The sequence below is a fragment of the Mesorhizobium sp. M1182 genome, assembly GCF_040318335.1.
Lineage (GTDB): Bacteria > Pseudomonadota > Alphaproteobacteria > Rhizobiales > Rhizobiaceae > Mesorhizobium.
The window spans coordinates 65,847-80,148 of the sequence record NZ_JAMYMD010000012.1; the positions used below are offsets into that span (position 1 = coordinate 65,847).

Genomic DNA, 14,302 nt, shown 5'->3' on the forward strand with positions numbered 1-14,302 from the left:
AAATGAACGGCCTGCGGATTGGCACTGTGTTCGTAAGTTTAGTCCTGTTCCTCGCCTATTTCTCCCCAGCGGCTTACAGCGCCGGACAATGCAGCGCAAAATCCTATCGCGAGGCCCGGATGTTGATGACTAACCGGCTTCTGGCCACCGGCTATTCGAAATCGCAAGTGAGCTTTCTGATGCGCAACGCGGATCGCATGACGTCCGCACTCCGCGCTGACAGACTGAACGACAATGGCAGAGCCTGCGGTGTCGACTCCGCCAGAGCCCATGTGCTGGGATGTATCGACAAGCAGTTGTTCCCCTTGCAGTCCAGCTCAAGCGCCTCACTTGACGACGAGAAGCAAACCAGAGGATTTTGGGGGAAGAAGCGATTGGCAGTGCGAGAACTGCTCTTTATCGGTCAGTTTCATGGCTGCCTTGGCGCCGCGAAAGAATATCTGTTTCGCGGCTGACGGAATTGCGAACAAGCTCAGCGGGCGGCGCGGAAATGCTTGGACAGTTTCAGGCCCTGTGCCTGATAATTCGAGCCGAGATCAGTGCCGTAGAGCGCCTGCGGCCGTTTCAGCATGTGCTCGTAGACCAGCCGTCCGACGATCTGGCCGTGGTCGAGGATGAACGGCACTTCGTGGCTGCGTACCTCGAGCACCGCCCGGCTGCCGGTGCCGCCCGACGCCGAATGGCCGAAACCCGGGTCGAAGAAACCGGCATAATGGACGCGGAACTCGCCGACCAGCGGATCGAAGGGCGTCATTTCGGCCGCGTAGAGCGGCGGCACATGCACCGCCTCGCGCGACACCAGAATATAGAATTCGTCCGGATCGAGCACCAGCTCGCCGGCACCGCTCTTGTAGAGCGGCTCCCAGAAATCGACGACATCCTGCGCGGCGCGCTTGTCGACGTCGACCAGGCCGGTGTGGTGCTTGCCGCGATAGCCGACAAGCCCATCCTTGTCGCCGTCGAGGTCGATCGACAGCGCGATGCCGCCGCCTGAGATGTTGGGTGGTTCGGTGGCGACCAACATTTCGGCGTGGTGCAACTCGTGCAGCTCGTTTTCCGACAAGAGCGCATTGCCGGTGCGGAACCTGACCTGCGACAGCCGCGAGCCGGTCCGCACGACAATCGGGAAAGTGCGCGGGCTGACCTCCAGATAGAGCGGGCCTTCATAGCCGGCGGCGATCTTGTCGAACTCGTGGCCACGGTCGGTCATTACCCGGGTGAAGATATCGAGCCGTCCGGTCGAGCTTTTCGGGTTGGCGGAGGCGGAAATATGGGCGGGCAGCGCCAGGCTCTCGAGCAGCGGCACGATGTAGACGCAGCCGGTTTCCAGCACGGCACCTTCGGCGAGGTTGATCTCGTGCAGCTTCAGCCGGTCGAGCTTGTCGACAACCCTGTGGTCCGGGCCGGGCAAGAAGGAAGCACGCACCCGCCAGGCCTTGTCGCCGAGCCTGAGGTCAAGGCTGGCCGGCTGGATCTGATCGGCATCGAGCGTGCGCGGCGATTTCAGCGCGCCCGTCTGGAACAGCGCGGAAATATCCTGATCGGGAAGAATGCCTGTCTGCCGCAAGGGTCTGGCTCCGTTCGAACGCCGGGCGAGGTCTTGTTCTGTCGCAGGTCCGACCGTGGACGCGTTTGGCACCTGCTTGGTACAACCCTCTTAATCATGCCGGCAATTGACGCAAGCGTGGCGCGGGTCTAAAGCTCGTTATCCCGTGGTGATTTGGCCGGTCGGCTTGCAGCCACGTTAAACAAGTCGCTAAAGGACCGTCGGGCCGCAAGGCCATATGGACCGGTTGCGACTTTCGCGACCGGTTTTTTGTTGTTTGGACCAATTTTGGTGTTTGGATGGAATGATGACCAAGAAGCGCGACTGGAAGCCTCAGACCGCACTCGTGCATGCCGGAACGCTGCGTTCCGGCTTCGGCGAGACCTCCGAGGCGATGTATCTCACCCAAGGCTATGTCTACGAGACGGCGCAAGCGGCGGAGGCCCGCTTCAAGGGCGAGGAGCCGGGCTTCATCTATTCGCGCTATGCCAATCCGACGGTCGACATGTTTGAAAAACGCATGTGCGCGCTGGAAGGAGCCGAAGACGCGCGCGCCACGGCATCCGGCATGGCGGCGGTGACGGCAGCACTGCTGTGCAGCGCCAAGGCGGGCGACCATATCGTGGCGGCGCGCGCGCTGTTCGGCTCCTGCCGCTGGGTGGTCGAGACGCTGGCGCCGAAATACGGCATTGAGGCAACGCTGGTCGACGGCACCGACATCGCCAATTGGGAAAAGGCGGTCAAGCCAAACACCAAACTGTTCTTCCTGGAAAGCCCGACCAATCCTACGCTGGAAGTGATCGACATTGCCGCCGTCGCGGCACTTGCCAATGCGATCGGCGCCAGGCTGATCGTCGACAATGTGTTCGCCACGCCCTTGCAGCAGAAACCCCTGCAGCTCGGCGCCCACATCGTCGTCTATTCGGCCACGAAGCATATTGACGGCCAGGGGCGCTGTCTTGGCGGCATCGTTCTGTCGGACAAGAAATGGATCGACGAGAACCTGCATGACTATTTCCGCCACACCGGCCCAAGCCTCTCGCCCTTCAATGCCTGGACGCTGCTGAAAGGCCTGGAGACGCTGCCGCTACGCGTACGCCAGCAGACGGAAAGTGCCGGCCGCATCGCGGATTTCCTGGCCGAGCGCCCGCAAATCGCCCGTGTCATCTATCCCGGCCGTGCCGACCACCCGCAAGCGGCCGTGGTCAAGAGGCAGATGTCGGGTGGCTCGACGCTGATCTGCATGGATGTGAAGGGCGGCAAGCAGGCGGCCTTTGCCTTCCAGAACGCACTCGACGTCGTGCTCATTTCCAACAATCTCGGCGACGCCAAGAGCCTGATCACCCATCCGGCGACGACGACGCACAAGAACTTGACCGATGAGGCCCGCGCCGAGCTCGGCATCGGACCGGGAACGCTCAGGCTGTCAGTTGGCCTTGAGGACGCCGACGACCTGCTCGAAGACATCGAGCAGGCACTGAGAGTTGCCGGATAAGGGCTGGCCGAACAGAGGCGAGCGGGAACGCGCCCGATCAGGCGCCGGACGGGGTCTCTTCCAGCTCCGCGACGGTCTTTGTCTGGATAGTCATCACGTTGCCGCGCCAGTCGACGGCGCCGCTCAGCCATCCGCGCGCCCAAATGGCGGGAAGCATCAGGTCTCGCGCCATCATCGCCGGGATCGTGCGCGGCGACAGGTGCCATCCCTTGGCCGAGGCCAAGGCGCATTCCGGCAGGTAGGCCGCGACCAGCACGGCGATGGCGGTTGCCGGCAGGCTGACGCCGGCGTCAGCCGCCGCGATCAGCGCAAACACCAGCGGCGGCGCCGCGCCGATCAGGATCTCGGGGGCGAAGAACAGCGCGAAGGTGACGCGGCGCAGCCGCGCCCAGCGCGCCTGCCGCGACCAGATCTCGCCAAGCGTGCGCCGGCCGAGCGGCTGTTCGAAGGGCGAGGCGACAAGATTGACCCGCAGTCCGAGCCCGTTGACCAGCTTGGTCGCGGCCGCGTCCTCGGCGATCTCGGCGGCAAGCGCGCGGATGCCGCCATTGGCGTCGAGCATCGGCTTGTTCCACAACATGCTCTTGCCCTGCGCGAAGCCGAGGCCGAGCGCCTCTCCGGCGTACTGCCAGCGTGCCTGCAGCGTGTTGAGAAAGGCGCATTCGACCTCCCCCCAGAAGCCGTCCGGCCGCGAGCCGATCGGCGTCGAGCAGACGAGGCCGGTGTCGTGCCGCCATGCCGCCATCAGCTGCTGGACGTAGTCGCTCGGCATAAGCACATTGGAATCGGCAAGGATGACCCAGCGATAACGCCCCGCCTCCCAACCCTTCACGCAATTGTTGAGTTTTGGATTGCCGCTGATGCGGTCGTCACCGACTAGAAGGCGGGCGCGAATAGCTGGAAAGCGCGCCATTGCTGCGGTGATCGGCTTGACCACCGGGTCGTCGGCATGGGCGACACAGAAGATGAGTTCGTAGCGCGGCCAGTCGAGTGAGAAGGCGCGCTCCAGCGTCTCTTCGGCAAACGGCTCGACGCCGCGTGCCGGGATGACGATCGATACCGGCGGCGCGTTGGCGGGCGGTGCGATCCTGGCTGGTCGCTTCAGCTTCAGCGAAGCTAACAGGATGCTGGCGAGATTTGAAAGAAGGAGGGCTATGGAAAGGAGGGCGGCTGCGAATGTCGGTTCCATCGAGATCTGGTCACTCCAGAAGTGCCGGCCGCATGACGGCCGTTTTCAACAATTCGACAGAACGCTGAGTCGCCCGGCACAAGCCTGCACACCATCATTGTCATGTGTCACTTAAATGACATTGTTTTTCGGCACCTGCGCTCGAGTCGGGCAAGGAGATGACGCGCATCGTTGATCAAACTGCGCTGAGCGTCGAAAGTTCCATCTACATTGCTTTGGAGCAGTTTATGTACAGTGCCGTCACCCGCAACATCGAAGTGCAGGTCAGGCCGTTCTATCTGGAGGATCACTCCGACCCGCCGCAAAACCGCTATGTCTGGGGATATCAGGTGACCATCGACAATCAGTCGGATGAGTTCGTGCAGCTTCTGTCGCGCTACTGGCACATTACCGACGGCACCGGCAAGGTCGAGGAAGTGCGCGGCCCCGGGGTCGTCGGCGAGCAACCCGGACTCAACCCCGGCGACAGCTATCAGTATACGTCTGGATGCCCGCTCTCGACGCCATCCGGCATCATGGTCGGGCACTACACCATGCGCAACAGGCGGGGCGAGACGTTCGACGTCGCCATCCCCGCCTTCTCGCTCGACTTGCCGGGAATGCGGCGCACCGTCAATTGACGGCCGTCATCCGGCCGCTGCAAACTCCGCCGGGTCGAAGTCATATTGCTTCGAGCAGAATTCGCAGGCGACGTGAATGCTGCCATCCTCGGTGCTGTCCCTGATCTCCTCGGCGGAAAAGCCTTCAAGGATGCCGTGGATCTTCTCCCTTGAGCATGAGCACTGGTCGGCGACCGGCACCCCGCCGAACACGCGGACGCCATGCTCGTGGAAAAGCCGGTAAAGCAGCCGTTCGGCACCGATCGTCGGATCGATCAGCTCGGTCGGTTCAATAGTACCAAGCAGCGCCAGCAGCTCCTGCCAGGAATTGTCGGTCGGGTCGTGGATTTCCTCACGCGGATCGCCGTCGCCACCTGGAAGGTCGGGTACGCGCATGCGCTCCGCCGATTGCGGCAGGAATTGTGCCAGCAGGCCACCGGCCCGCCATTGCTCGCGGGCACCGCCGACGCCGGGCGTCAGAAGCTTGGCAACCGAAAGCCGGAGGTCGGTCGGAATCTGCTCAGACTGGCGGAAATAAGTGCGTGCGGCATCTTCCAGTGTGACGCCGTCGAGCTGGACGATGCCCTGGTAGCGTTGTGTGTGAGCGCCCTGGTCGATGGTCAGCGCCAGGACGCCGCTGCCGAGCAGCGTCTGCGGTGACGTCTCGCCGGCAGAAGTCAAAGCCTGCAGCCGGTCGGCATCGAAGCGGGCATAAGCGCGCAGCGCGTGCGGCGTGGAGAAATCCGCGACCAGCATGTCGACCGGCCCGTCGGTGCGGGTCTGCAGAATGAACTTGCCCTCGAACTTCAGCGAAGTTCCGAGCAATACCGTCAACACACAGGCTTCAGCCAGGAGCCGGGCGACCGGCTCGGGATAGTCGTGGCGGCTGAGAATAGCATCGAGCATCGGCCCGAGCTGGACGGTGCGACCGCGCACGTCGAGCGGGCCGACCTCGAACGGCACGACATGGTCGTCGCCGGCGTAGCCGAATTCGCCGAGCTTGGGTTTATGTTCAGCCAATTGATGAGTTTCCAACATGACAAAGCTCCGGGGCGCGGCGATGCCGCCCTCCGGGGCGCATGCGACGAGACGCGCTCGATTTGCGTGATGCGCCTGAGATAGGCACCACCAACTCCCGGATCAAGGCGGCCCAGATCAAGGCGGCGCAGATCAGGCCGGCCCGGATCACCGCGGCTCGTATCAAGCGCCCAGGCACCAGGCCAGGACCGCCTTCTGGGCATGGAGCCGGTTCTCGGCCTCATCGAACACCACCGAATGCGGTCCGTCGATGACCTCGTCGGTAACCTCCTCACCGCGATGCGCCGGCAGACAGTGCATGAACAGCGCATCCGGCTTGGCTTTCGCCATCAGTGCCGCATTGACCTGATAGGGCAGGAAGACATTGTGGCCGCGGGCACGGTGCTCCTGGCCCATCGACACCCAGCAGTCGGTGACGATGCAGTCGGCCTCGTGAACGGCCTCCTCGGGCGAACGGGTGAATTTCAGCTTGCCGCCATTGGCTTTCGACCAGTCGACATGCTTCTGGGCCGGTTCGCTGCCCTCGGGCACGGCGACATTCAGCTTGAAATGGAACCGCGCGGATGCCTCCAGCAGCGAATGCAGCACGTTGTTGCCGTCGCCGGTCCAGGCGATCGTTTTACCGGCCACCGGACCGCGGTGCTCTTCGAAGGTCATGATGTCGGCCATCAGCTGGCAGGGATGGGTCTCGTCGGTCAGCCCGTTAATGACGGGGACCGTAGCGTTTTCCATCAGTTCCAGCAGCCGGTCATGCGAGGTGGTGCGGATCATGATGGCATCGACGTAGCGCGACAGCACCTTGGCCGTGTCGGCAATGGTCTCCGAGCGGCCAAGCTGCATCTCGGTGCCGGTCAGCATGATCGTCTCGCCACCCAACTGCCGCATACCGACGTCGAACGACACGCGCGTGCGCGTCGACGGCTTGTCGAAGATCATCGCCAGCACCTTGCCTTCGAGCGGCTTGCTGCGTTCGCCGGCCTTGAGCCTTGCCTTTCGCACCGCTGCGTCGTCGAGCATGAAGCGCAGATCGCCTTCGGAAACGGCGGAAAGATCGGTGAAATGGCGAAGGGACATCAGGAATTCCAGGATTACTTCGCAGCGGCAGCGACGATGGCATCTGCCAGGCTCTTGGCGCCGGCACGAATGCGCTCGAGCGCTTCGTGGATCTCGGCGTCGGTGACGGTGAGAGGCGGCAGCAGGCGGATAACGTTGTCGCCGGCCGGAACCGTCAAGAGATGCTGGTCACGCAGTGCCACCGTGACCTTGGTGTTGGGCATCGCGCATTTAAGCCCGAGCATCAGGCCGGTGCCCCTGATGCTTTCGATAACATCCGGAAATTCGTCGGCGACGCCAGCGAGCCCCTGCTTCAACAGCAGTGCCTTGCGCTGGACGTCTTCGAGAAAGCCGTCTTCCAGTACCACGTCGAGCACGGCGTTGCCGACCGCCATTGCCAGCGGATTGCCGCCGAAGGTGGTGCCGTGCACGCCGGCGGTCATGCCGACCGCTGCCTCGTCGGTGGCGAGGCAGGCACCCATCGGGAAGCCGCCGCCGATGCCTTTGGCCACCGCCATGAGGTCGGGGGTGACACCCGCCCACTCATGCGCGAACAGCTTTCCGGTGCGGCCGACGCCGCATTGGACCTCGTCGAAAATCAGGAGCAGTCCGTGCTGATCGCAGAGCTGCCTGAGCCGCTTCAGCGATTGCGTCGGCACTTGCCTGATGCCGCCCTCGCCTTGCACCGGCTCGATCAGGATCGCCGCGGTTTCAGGCGTGATCGCCTTCTCGGTGGCATCCACATCGTCGAAACCGACCTGGTCGAAGCCGTCGACCTTGGGGCCGAAACCTTCCAGATACTTGTACTGCCCGCCGGCGGCGATGGTCGCCAGGGTGCGGCCGTGGAAGGCGCCTTCGAAGGTGATTGTGCGGTAGCGCTCGGGATGGCCCTTGACGAAGTGGTAGCGCCGCGCCGTCTTGATGGCGCATTCGAGCGCCTCTGCGCCGGAATTGGTGAAGAACACCTTGTCGGCAAAGCTTGCGTCGGCCAGCCGCTCACCGAGCCGGCTCTGTCCCGGAATCTCGTACAGATTAGAGACGTGCCAGAGCTTGGCGGCCTGCTCGGTGAGGGCCGCGACCAGATGCGGATGGCTGTAGCCCAACGAATTCACGGCGATGCCGCCGGCGAAATCGAGATATCGCTCGCCCTTGTCGGTGACCAGCCAGGTGCCTTCACCGTGGTCGAAAGCCAGGGGTGCGCGAACAAAGGTCTCGAAAAGCGCCGAACCGCTCATTATATGCGTCTCCGGAACCGGAAAAATCAAAAAGCCGCCAAAGCGGCGGCCCTTGTGGCTTATCGTGTTTTTCGGCCGTGAAGTCAACGAAAAGGTCGCGCAAGGTCGCGCGGCAAGCCCCCCAGCATAACGCCGGCTCCTAAGCGACCGGGCAAGTTGGGGAAAACCGAAAAAACCGATTCGTGTTGGCCTTGGGACTCTTGTCACCGAGTCAGCGCATAAGGTAATTGTAGCAGAGAAATAACTAGATTTCGTGCGGCGGACCTAATCACCCGATATATGTGGTGTCTGCCCGGCAGAAGCCGGGTCGGGAATGGATTCCGATTGCCGCACGTTTCAGCAGGAGCGCGGTCTCATGAACTGGACTGACGAGCGAGTCGAACTTCTCAGAAAATTGTGGTCGGAGGGCCTCAGCGCCAGCCAGATCGCCGCACAGCTTGGCGGGGTCAGCCGCAATGCGGTCATCGGCAAAGTGCACCGGCTGAAACTGTCCGGTCGCGGACGCACGACCGCCTCACCGGCACGCCAGAAGAAGACGGTGCAGGGATCGACGATCCAGAAATCGGTGTCCCGGGCAGCAAGCGCCACGCGCCATGCCACCACCTCGATGTCGATCGGTGCGACCGCGCTCAAGGCGCAGTTCGATGCCGAACCGGTGGCGCGCCACTATATCCGCCCGGTCGAGAACGTCGTCGTGCCGATCTCGCGGCATCTGCAACTTGTCGAACTCAACGAGCGCACTTGCAAATGGCCGAACGGCGATCCGCTTTCGGAAGACTTCCATTTCTGCGGCAACGACGCCGCCGAAACCGGCCCCTACTGCAAGTACCACGCCCGCGTGGCGTTCCAGCCGGCATCGGAGCGGCGGCGGAGCAGATAGTTAGGGGAATAGGGGAGTAAGGCAGTACGGCAGTAGGTGAATTGTAGAGAAGCGCGCTCCCGAAGCGATAGCCTACTGCCCTACTGCCCTACTGCCCTACTGCCCTACTGCCCTACTGCCCTACTGCCCTACTGCCCTACTGCCCTACTGCCCTCGCTTCAAAGCCACCCATTCTTGCGAAACCGCCAGTAAAGAAACGTGCAGATCAGGGCAATTGCCGCCAGGACGGCCGGGTAGCCATATTCCATCCTCAGTTCCGGCATGTCGCTGAAATTCATGCCGTAAATGCCGGCGAATGCCGTCGGCACGGCCAAGATTGCGGCCCATGAGGCAAGCTTCTTGGAGATCGCCGTCTCCTGGCTTTGACCGACCAGAAGGCTCGCCTCGAAGGCGAAGGCGAGAACCTCACGCAGGCTGTCGATCTTTTCCTGGACAGTGCGGATGTGGTCGGTGACGTCGCGAAACAGCGGGTGCATGGCTGTGTGGATTTGCGGCAGATCGGCGCTGGTGAGCCGCCGGCAGACCTCCACCAGCGGCAGGGCCGCATTACGCAGGCGCAAGAGATCGCGGCGCAGCATGTAAAGCCGTTCGATATCGGAGCCGGTCATCGGTTTCAGCAGAACCTTGTCCTCGATCGCCTCGACCTCGTTTTCGATCTGCTCAAGCACCGGCATATAGTTGTCGACGATGAAATCGAGAATGGCGTAGAGGACGAAATCCTCGCCCTTGGCAAGGGAATGCGGGCAGCTTTCCCAATGCTGGCGAACGGCGGCGTAGGAGGTCGACGGGCCATGCCTGACGCTGACGATGTAGCCCGCGCCGACGAACAGATGCGTCTCGCCGAAGGTGACGCGGCTGTCGATCAGCTGCGCCGTGCGGGCAACGATGAACAGGGCATCACCATATTGCTCGATCTTCGGTCGCTGGTGCGGATGCTCGGCGTCCTCGATCGCCAGCTCATGCAGATGGAATTGCGCCTGGACGCGCAGCAACAAATTGCGGTCGGGCTCCAGCAGTCCGATCCAGACCACGTGGCCCGGCTTCCCGGCCCATTCGCCGGCTTCCTCGATCGGAATGTCGGCGATGCGCCGCCCAGCCGTATAGACGCCGCAAGCGATTATACCCGACATCGGCGGCGCAGGAGCAAACTCGCGGACATATTCCATCGCAGCCTCCTGAAGGCGGGGCCTTCATCGCGGAACTGAGAAGTCGGCGCGTCGAAAGCTTAGCGCAATTTTCTGTCGGGTGGCGAATCCGAAATTCGCATCAGTGCTGAGAGAACTCACTTCGCTGGTTGGGTTGCGGGAAGAATAATCTTGTCCGTCTTATCGCCCTTCGGACGATCGGCCGGCATCTGATCGCCGGTGACGATATAGTAGATCGTCTCGGCGATGTTGGTGGCGTGGTCGCCGATGCGCTCGATGTTCTTGGCGCAAAACAGGAGATGTGTGCAGGGGGTGATGTTGCGTGGGTCTTCCATCATGTAGGTCAGCAATTCGCGAAACAGAGAGGTGTACATGGCGTCGATCTGGTCGTCGCGGTCGCGCACGAAACCGATTTTCTCCACCGACCGCGACGCATAGACGTCGAGTACTTCCTTGAGCTGGGTCAGTGCCAGATTGGCCAAAGCCTCGAGGCCGCGGAACAGACTGTTCGGCTGGCGCCCGTCTGCGACGGCAACCACCCGCTTGGCGACGTTCTTGCCGAGGTCGCCTACCCGTTCGAGGTCAGCCGAGATGCGGATCGCGCCGACGATTTCGCGCAGATCCGTCGCCATCGGCTGGCGTTTGGCGATGATGATGATCGCCTTGTCGTCGATCTCGCGCTGTCCCTCATCCAGAACCAGGTCGTCCCGAATGACTTTCTGGGCAAGCCCCGGATCAGCATTGACCAGCGCCGCGACGGCCTGCTCGACCATGCGCTCGGCATGCCCGCCCATCGCCGCGATGCGCTTCGACAGATATTTCAGCTCCTCGTCATAGGCGCTGACGATATGCACGGACTGCATGGACGAAATGCCTTCCCGGGATCTCGTGGTTGAGTCGTTCCCTCGAATCCCCGCTGATACGCTAGCCGGATGACAGAAAAAAGAAACGGCCCATTATGTGCTAGAGATAGTACTACGCTAGCGAGCCGGCAAATGGACCGTGAACGCCGCACCCTTGCCGACCTCCGACCTGATGGAGAGTCTGGCGTTGTGGCGGGTCAGGATATGCTTGACGATGGACAGGCCAAGGCCGGTGCCCTTCTGGGTTCGGCTGTTCTCGACGTCGACACGGTAGAAGCGCTCGGTGATGCGCGGGATGTGCTCTTCGGGGATGCCGGGGCCGAAATCCCTGATGGTGACGTCGATGCCCGGTTCGGGATCGCTGTCGCTGCGTATGATCGACACCACGACACGTCCGCCCGACTGACCATATTTGCAGGCGTTTTCCAGCAGGTTTTCGAAGACCTGGAAAAGCTCGTCCCGATCGCCGGGCACGTCGAGCGGCCCTTCCGCGAAATCACGCTCGATGACGACGCCGTTTTCCTTTGCGAGCGGCCCAAGCGAATCGATGACGCTGTCGATGGCCTGGCGCAGATCGACCTCGGTTCCCGGCTTGAGATAGGGCTTCATCTCCAGGCGCGACAGCGACAGAAGGTCGTCGATGAGGCGCGCCATGCGGCTGGTCTGGTTCTGCATGATCTGCAGGAACTGCTCGCGCGCCGCGGGGTCGTTGCGGGCCGGCCCGCGCAGCGTCTCGATGAAGCCGGCGATCGAGGCGAGAGGCGTGCGCAGCTCGTGGCTGGCATTGGCAATGAAGTCGGCACGCATTCTGTCGATCCGGCGCGCCTCACTCTGGTCCTTGAACACCAGCACGTAGAGATCCGTGGCATGGCCGACTGAAGACGCGCTCACCCGATAGGCTCGTTCGACCGGCAGCTTTTCTATGTAGTCGACGCTGTCCGAAGCGACGTTGCCCGCCAAGATGCTATCCAGCAAGGCCTGCATTTCCGGCGCGCGGAATTTCAGCGACAGCGACATGCCGGGGGCAATCCCACCGAAGGCGGCAAAGGCAGCGGCGTTGGCGTGGACGATGGCGGCGGAGCGATCGAAAATGATCAGCGGATCGGCAACCGCCGCCGCGAGATATTCGCCGGAAAGTTGTTGCACGCCCGACTCGATGGCCGCGGCATTTTCGGTCGATTGGCGGGCGATGCCGGCCGGCAGCATCGCAGCGGCAACCAGCACGGCGCCAGCCAGCAGCACCACATAGCCAGACATGCCGGCAAAACCATAGACCATCAGAACCGCAACGAGACCGGCCGCCAGCAGCCAGCGGCTGTTCCACAGCCGCATGGCGACGGTTTGCGCCCTGCCTCTCCGCTCTGTGCCGATGTCGGCCATTTGCGCTCCGTCTGCGGCCACTTCAAGAACTTCTTGCTGGACCGGCGCTAGAGCGCAGTGCGTCCAATTGGGCGCACAAAGGACGCTCTACCTCTTTATCTGCTGCATCGTTCTTTCCGAAAATCGATTCCGATTTTCGGGCCGATGCAGTAAGGCTCCCAATAGCACGAGTCCGGAAGCTGGAAAGGTTCGCCTCGATGAAAAACGCCAACGAAAGCCCCGCCGCACCCTCATCGGGGCCGCTGAAGATCATGATCGACGGCAAGGAGAGGGCGTTCGACATCGAGGCCCCCGCGCTTCCCGACTGGGTCGAGGACCGCAAGCTCACTGCCGGCGGTTACCCTTACGACAAGAAGATGAAGAGCGAGGAGTATGACGAGAGGCTAGAGAAGCTGCAGATCGAGCTGGTCAAGGCGCAGGCGTGGCTGCAGTCGACAGGCAGGCGGGTAATGTCGCTGTTCGAGGGGCGCGACGCTGCCGGCAAGGGCGGCACGATCTTCGTTTTGCGCCAGTATCTGAATCCTCGCACGGCGCGCAACGTGGCGCTGACCAAGCCAACGCCCACCGAGCTTGGACAATGGTACTTCCAGCGCTACGTCGACCACTTCCCGACGTCGGGCGAATTCGTCACCTTCGACCGCTCCTGGTATAACCGCGCCGGCGTTGAACCGGTGATGGGATTCTGCACGCCCGAGCAGCACGAGCAATTTCTGGACGAGGTTCCGCATTTCGAGCGGATGATTCGCAACGAGGGCATACATTTCTTCAAATTCTGGCTGAACATCGGCCGGGAAACGCAGCTCGAGCGATTCCACGACCGCCGCTGGAGCCCGCTGAAGAGCTGGAAGTTTTCGCCAATCGACATCGCCGGCATCAGCAAATGGGACGAATACACCAAAGCGCGCGACCTGATGGTCGAGCGCACGCACAAGGAGTTCGCGCCCTGGATCATTGTGCGGGCGAACGACAAACGGCGCGCGCGGCTGGCCGTCATGCAGCGCATTCTCCTTTCGCTTCCCTATGACGGCCGCGACCTCGACGTCATCGGCAAGGAGGACAAGAAGATCATCGGCGAAGGGCCGACTTTCCTCGAAAAATAAGCTCACCTCATCGATACGCGGCTCTCATGCCGCCAGCCGGGCAATCCGCTGCAGTCGCTTCAGCGTGGTGTCGTCCTGCAGCGCCTGCTGGAAAAGCGAGATCTCCTGATCGATGCGGTCGCAGAGCGCGCCGGTGTCGCCCCTAAGCAGGTCGCGCGTCTGTAGCAGCGCCGCGACAGGCTTCTTGGCGAGTTGCCTGGCTCTTGCCAACGTGGCTTCCTCGACGCTGCCGTCCGTCACAATCTCGCCGACAAGGCCCAGTGCCCTGGCATCTTCGGCGGCGAGCGTGTCGCCCAGGCAGAAGAAGCGGAACGCCCCGGCATAGCCGAGCTTCTGCGGCGCCAGAATGCTGGTCGCCGCGTCCGGCACCAGGCCGAAATCGACGAACGGCACCCGAAACGTGCTCTTGCTCGAGGCGATCACCATGTCGCAGTGGAACAGGATGGTGCAACCGACGCCGACGGCGTCGCCGTCGACACAGGCAAGGACCGGTTTCGGAAACGTCGCCAGCGTGCGGAACATATCGGTGACGGCGGCGATCAGTCGCCGATGTTTGGTGGCGTCGAGAAATTCGGAGAAATCGGCACCGAGGCAGAAGCACCCGGCCAAGCCGCGCAGGACCACTACGCGGACGTCGTCGTCGACAGCGGCTTCGTGGAATGTCCTGGCCAGGCTTTCATAGGCCCGCCTGTCCAGCACCGGGCGGCCGTCACCCGACGATACCGTGACGATCAGCGTGTGATTGCGGAATTCTGCTTTTGAGTGAACGTTCATGGCCT

General features: G+C 62.5%; 14 protein-coding genes and 1 riboswitch. Of the genes, 5 read left to right on the top strand and 9 right to left on the bottom strand.

The window, feature by feature from the left end:
• Positions 1-2: 2 nt before the first annotated feature.
• On the top strand, positions 3-455 hold the full coding sequence (locus tag NKH33_RS16650; RefSeq protein WP_352920649.1) for a hypothetical protein: 453 nt from the start codon (positions 3-5) through the stop codon (positions 453-455).
• Between the two features lie 17 nt (positions 456-472).
• Here the strand turns inward: NKH33_RS16650 and NKH33_RS16655 are convergent, their stop codons facing one another.
• Positions 473-1,567: a 2'-deoxycytidine 5'-triphosphate deaminase gene (locus NKH33_RS16655; RefSeq protein ID WP_352541308.1), complete on the bottom strand. Its 1,095-nt coding sequence runs from the start codon at positions 1,565-1,567 to the stop codon at positions 473-475.
• Positions 1,568-1,702: 135 nt separating this feature from the next.
• Positions 1,703-1,780: riboswitch (SAM riboswitch) on the top strand.
• Positions 1,781-1,850: 70 nt separating this feature from the next.
• On the opposite strand from NKH33_RS16655, the gene NKH33_RS16660 reads away from it, so the two are divergent.
• Positions 1,851-3,041: an O-succinylhomoserine sulfhydrylase gene (locus NKH33_RS16660; RefSeq protein WP_352541307.1), complete on the top strand. Its 1,191-nt coding sequence runs from the start codon at positions 1,851-1,853 to the stop codon at positions 3,039-3,041.
• Positions 3,042-3,078: 37 nt separating this feature from the next.
• On the opposite strand, the gene NKH33_RS16665 is transcribed toward NKH33_RS16660, so the two are convergent.
• Entirely contained in the window at positions 3,079-4,230 is a 1,152-nt protein-coding gene (locus NKH33_RS16665) for a ceramide glucosyltransferase (protein WP_352541306.1), read from the bottom strand.
• A 227-nt stretch (positions 4,231-4,457) separates the two neighbouring features.
• On the opposite strand from NKH33_RS16665, the gene apaG reads away from it, so the two are divergent.
• Complete coding sequence (gene apaG, locus NKH33_RS16670; RefSeq protein WP_352470114.1) at positions 4,458-4,850, top strand: Co2+/Mg2+ efflux facilitator ApaG/CorD; 393 nt, start codon at positions 4,458-4,460, stop codon at positions 4,848-4,850.
• A 6-nt stretch (positions 4,851-4,856) separates the two neighbouring features.
• On the opposite strand, the gene NKH33_RS16675 is transcribed toward apaG, so the two are convergent.
• From NKH33_RS16675 to NKH33_RS16685, 3 genes are all read right to left on the bottom strand, one after another.
• Complete coding sequence (locus NKH33_RS16675) at positions 4,857-5,867, bottom strand: Hsp33 family molecular chaperone (RefSeq protein WP_352501705.1); 1,011 nt, start codon at positions 5,865-5,867, stop codon at positions 4,857-4,859.
• Between the two features lie 162 nt (positions 5,868-6,029).
• Positions 6,030-6,941: an ornithine carbamoyltransferase gene (gene argF, locus NKH33_RS16680; protein WP_352470112.1), complete on the bottom strand. Its 912-nt coding sequence runs from the start codon at positions 6,939-6,941 to the stop codon at positions 6,030-6,032.
• A gap of 14 nt (positions 6,942-6,955) precedes the next feature.
• Positions 6,956-8,155: an aspartate aminotransferase family protein gene (locus NKH33_RS16685; protein ID WP_352470110.1), complete on the bottom strand. Its 1,200-nt coding sequence runs from the start codon at positions 8,153-8,155 to the stop codon at positions 6,956-6,958.
• Between the two features lie 355 nt (positions 8,156-8,510).
• On the opposite strand from NKH33_RS16685, the gene NKH33_RS16690 reads away from it, so the two are divergent.
• Positions 8,511-9,035 carry a GcrA family cell cycle regulator gene (locus tag NKH33_RS16690; RefSeq protein ID WP_023677348.1) on the top strand — a complete coding sequence of 175 codons (525 nt, stop codon included), beginning with the start codon at positions 8,511-8,513 and terminating at the stop codon, positions 9,033-9,035.
• A gap of 158 nt (positions 9,036-9,193) precedes the next feature.
• On the opposite strand, the gene NKH33_RS16695 is transcribed toward NKH33_RS16690, so the two are convergent.
• The 3 genes from NKH33_RS16695 to NKH33_RS16705 all read right to left on the bottom strand — a co-directional run bounded on the left by NKH33_RS16695 (position 9,194) and on the right by NKH33_RS16705 (position 12,423).
• Positions 9,194-10,201: a magnesium and cobalt transport protein CorA gene (locus NKH33_RS16695; protein WP_023677347.1), complete on the bottom strand. Its 1,008-nt coding sequence runs from the start codon at positions 10,199-10,201 to the stop codon at positions 9,194-9,196.
• 116 nt (positions 10,202-10,317) lie between these two features.
• Complete coding sequence (gene phoU, locus NKH33_RS16700; RefSeq protein ID WP_023677346.1) at positions 10,318-11,043, bottom strand: phosphate signaling complex protein PhoU; 726 nt, start codon at positions 11,041-11,043, stop codon at positions 10,318-10,320.
• Between the two features lie 117 nt (positions 11,044-11,160).
• Positions 11,161-12,423: a sensor histidine kinase gene (locus tag NKH33_RS16705; RefSeq protein ID WP_352685727.1), complete on the bottom strand. Its 1,263-nt coding sequence runs from the start codon at positions 12,421-12,423 to the stop codon at positions 11,161-11,163.
• 197 nt (positions 12,424-12,620) lie between these two features.
• Between NKH33_RS16705 and ppk2 the strand changes: the two genes are divergently transcribed.
• Complete coding sequence (gene ppk2 / locus NKH33_RS16710) at positions 12,621-13,523, top strand: polyphosphate kinase 2 (protein WP_352766989.1); 903 nt, start codon at positions 12,621-12,623, stop codon at positions 13,521-13,523.
• 24 nt (positions 13,524-13,547) lie between these two features.
• Here ppk2 and NKH33_RS16715 read toward each other — a convergent pair whose 3' ends face one another.
• Complete coding sequence (locus tag NKH33_RS16715) at positions 13,548-14,297, bottom strand: enoyl-CoA hydratase-related protein (RefSeq protein ID WP_023677343.1); 750 nt, start codon at positions 14,295-14,297, stop codon at positions 13,548-13,550.
• Positions 14,298-14,302: the final 5 nt, after the last annotated feature.

Bases quoted from the DNA above. Each gene is read 5' to 3' on its own strand.
- NKH33_RS16650 (WP_352920649.1), top strand. From the start codon at position 3: ATGAACGGCCTGCGGATTGGCACTGTGTTCGTAAGTTTAGTCCTGTTC.
- NKH33_RS16660 (WP_352541307.1), top strand. From the start codon at position 1,851: ATGATGACCAAGAAGCGCGACTGGAAGCCTCAGACCGCACTCGTGCAT.
- NKH33_RS16665 (WP_352541306.1), bottom strand. From the start codon at position 4,230: ATGGAACCGACATTCGCAGCCGCCCTCCTTTCCATAGCCCTCCTTCTT.
- apaG (WP_352470114.1), top strand. From the start codon at position 4,458: ATGTACAGTGCCGTCACCCGCAACATCGAAGTGCAGGTCAGGCCGTTC.
- NKH33_RS16675 (WP_352501705.1), bottom strand. From the start codon at position 5,867: ATGTTGGAAACTCATCAATTGGCTGAACATAAACCCAAGCTCGGCGAA.
- argF (WP_352470112.1), bottom strand. From the start codon at position 6,941: ATGTCCCTTCGCCATTTCACCGATCTTTCCGCCGTTTCCGAAGGCGAT.
- NKH33_RS16685 (WP_352470110.1), bottom strand. From the start codon at position 8,155: ATGAGCGGTTCGGCGCTTTTCGAGACCTTTGTTCGCGCACCCCTGGCT.
- NKH33_RS16690 (WP_023677348.1), top strand. From the start codon at position 8,511: ATGAACTGGACTGACGAGCGAGTCGAACTTCTCAGAAAATTGTGGTCG.
- NKH33_RS16695 (WP_023677347.1), bottom strand. From the start codon at position 10,201: ATGGAATATGTCCGCGAGTTTGCTCCTGCGCCGCCGATGTCGGGTATA.
- phoU (WP_023677346.1), bottom strand. From the start codon at position 11,043: ATGCAGTCCGTGCATATCGTCAGCGCCTATGACGAGGAGCTGAAATAT.
- NKH33_RS16705 (WP_352685727.1), bottom strand. From the start codon at position 12,423: ATGGCCGACATCGGCACAGAGCGGAGAGGCAGGGCGCAAACCGTCGCC.
- ppk2 (WP_352766989.1), top strand. From the start codon at position 12,621: ATGAAAAACGCCAACGAAAGCCCCGCCGCACCCTCATCGGGGCCGCTG.
- NKH33_RS16715 (WP_023677343.1), bottom strand. From the start codon at position 14,297: ATGAACGTTCACTCAAAAGCAGAATTCCGCAATCACACGCTGATCGTC.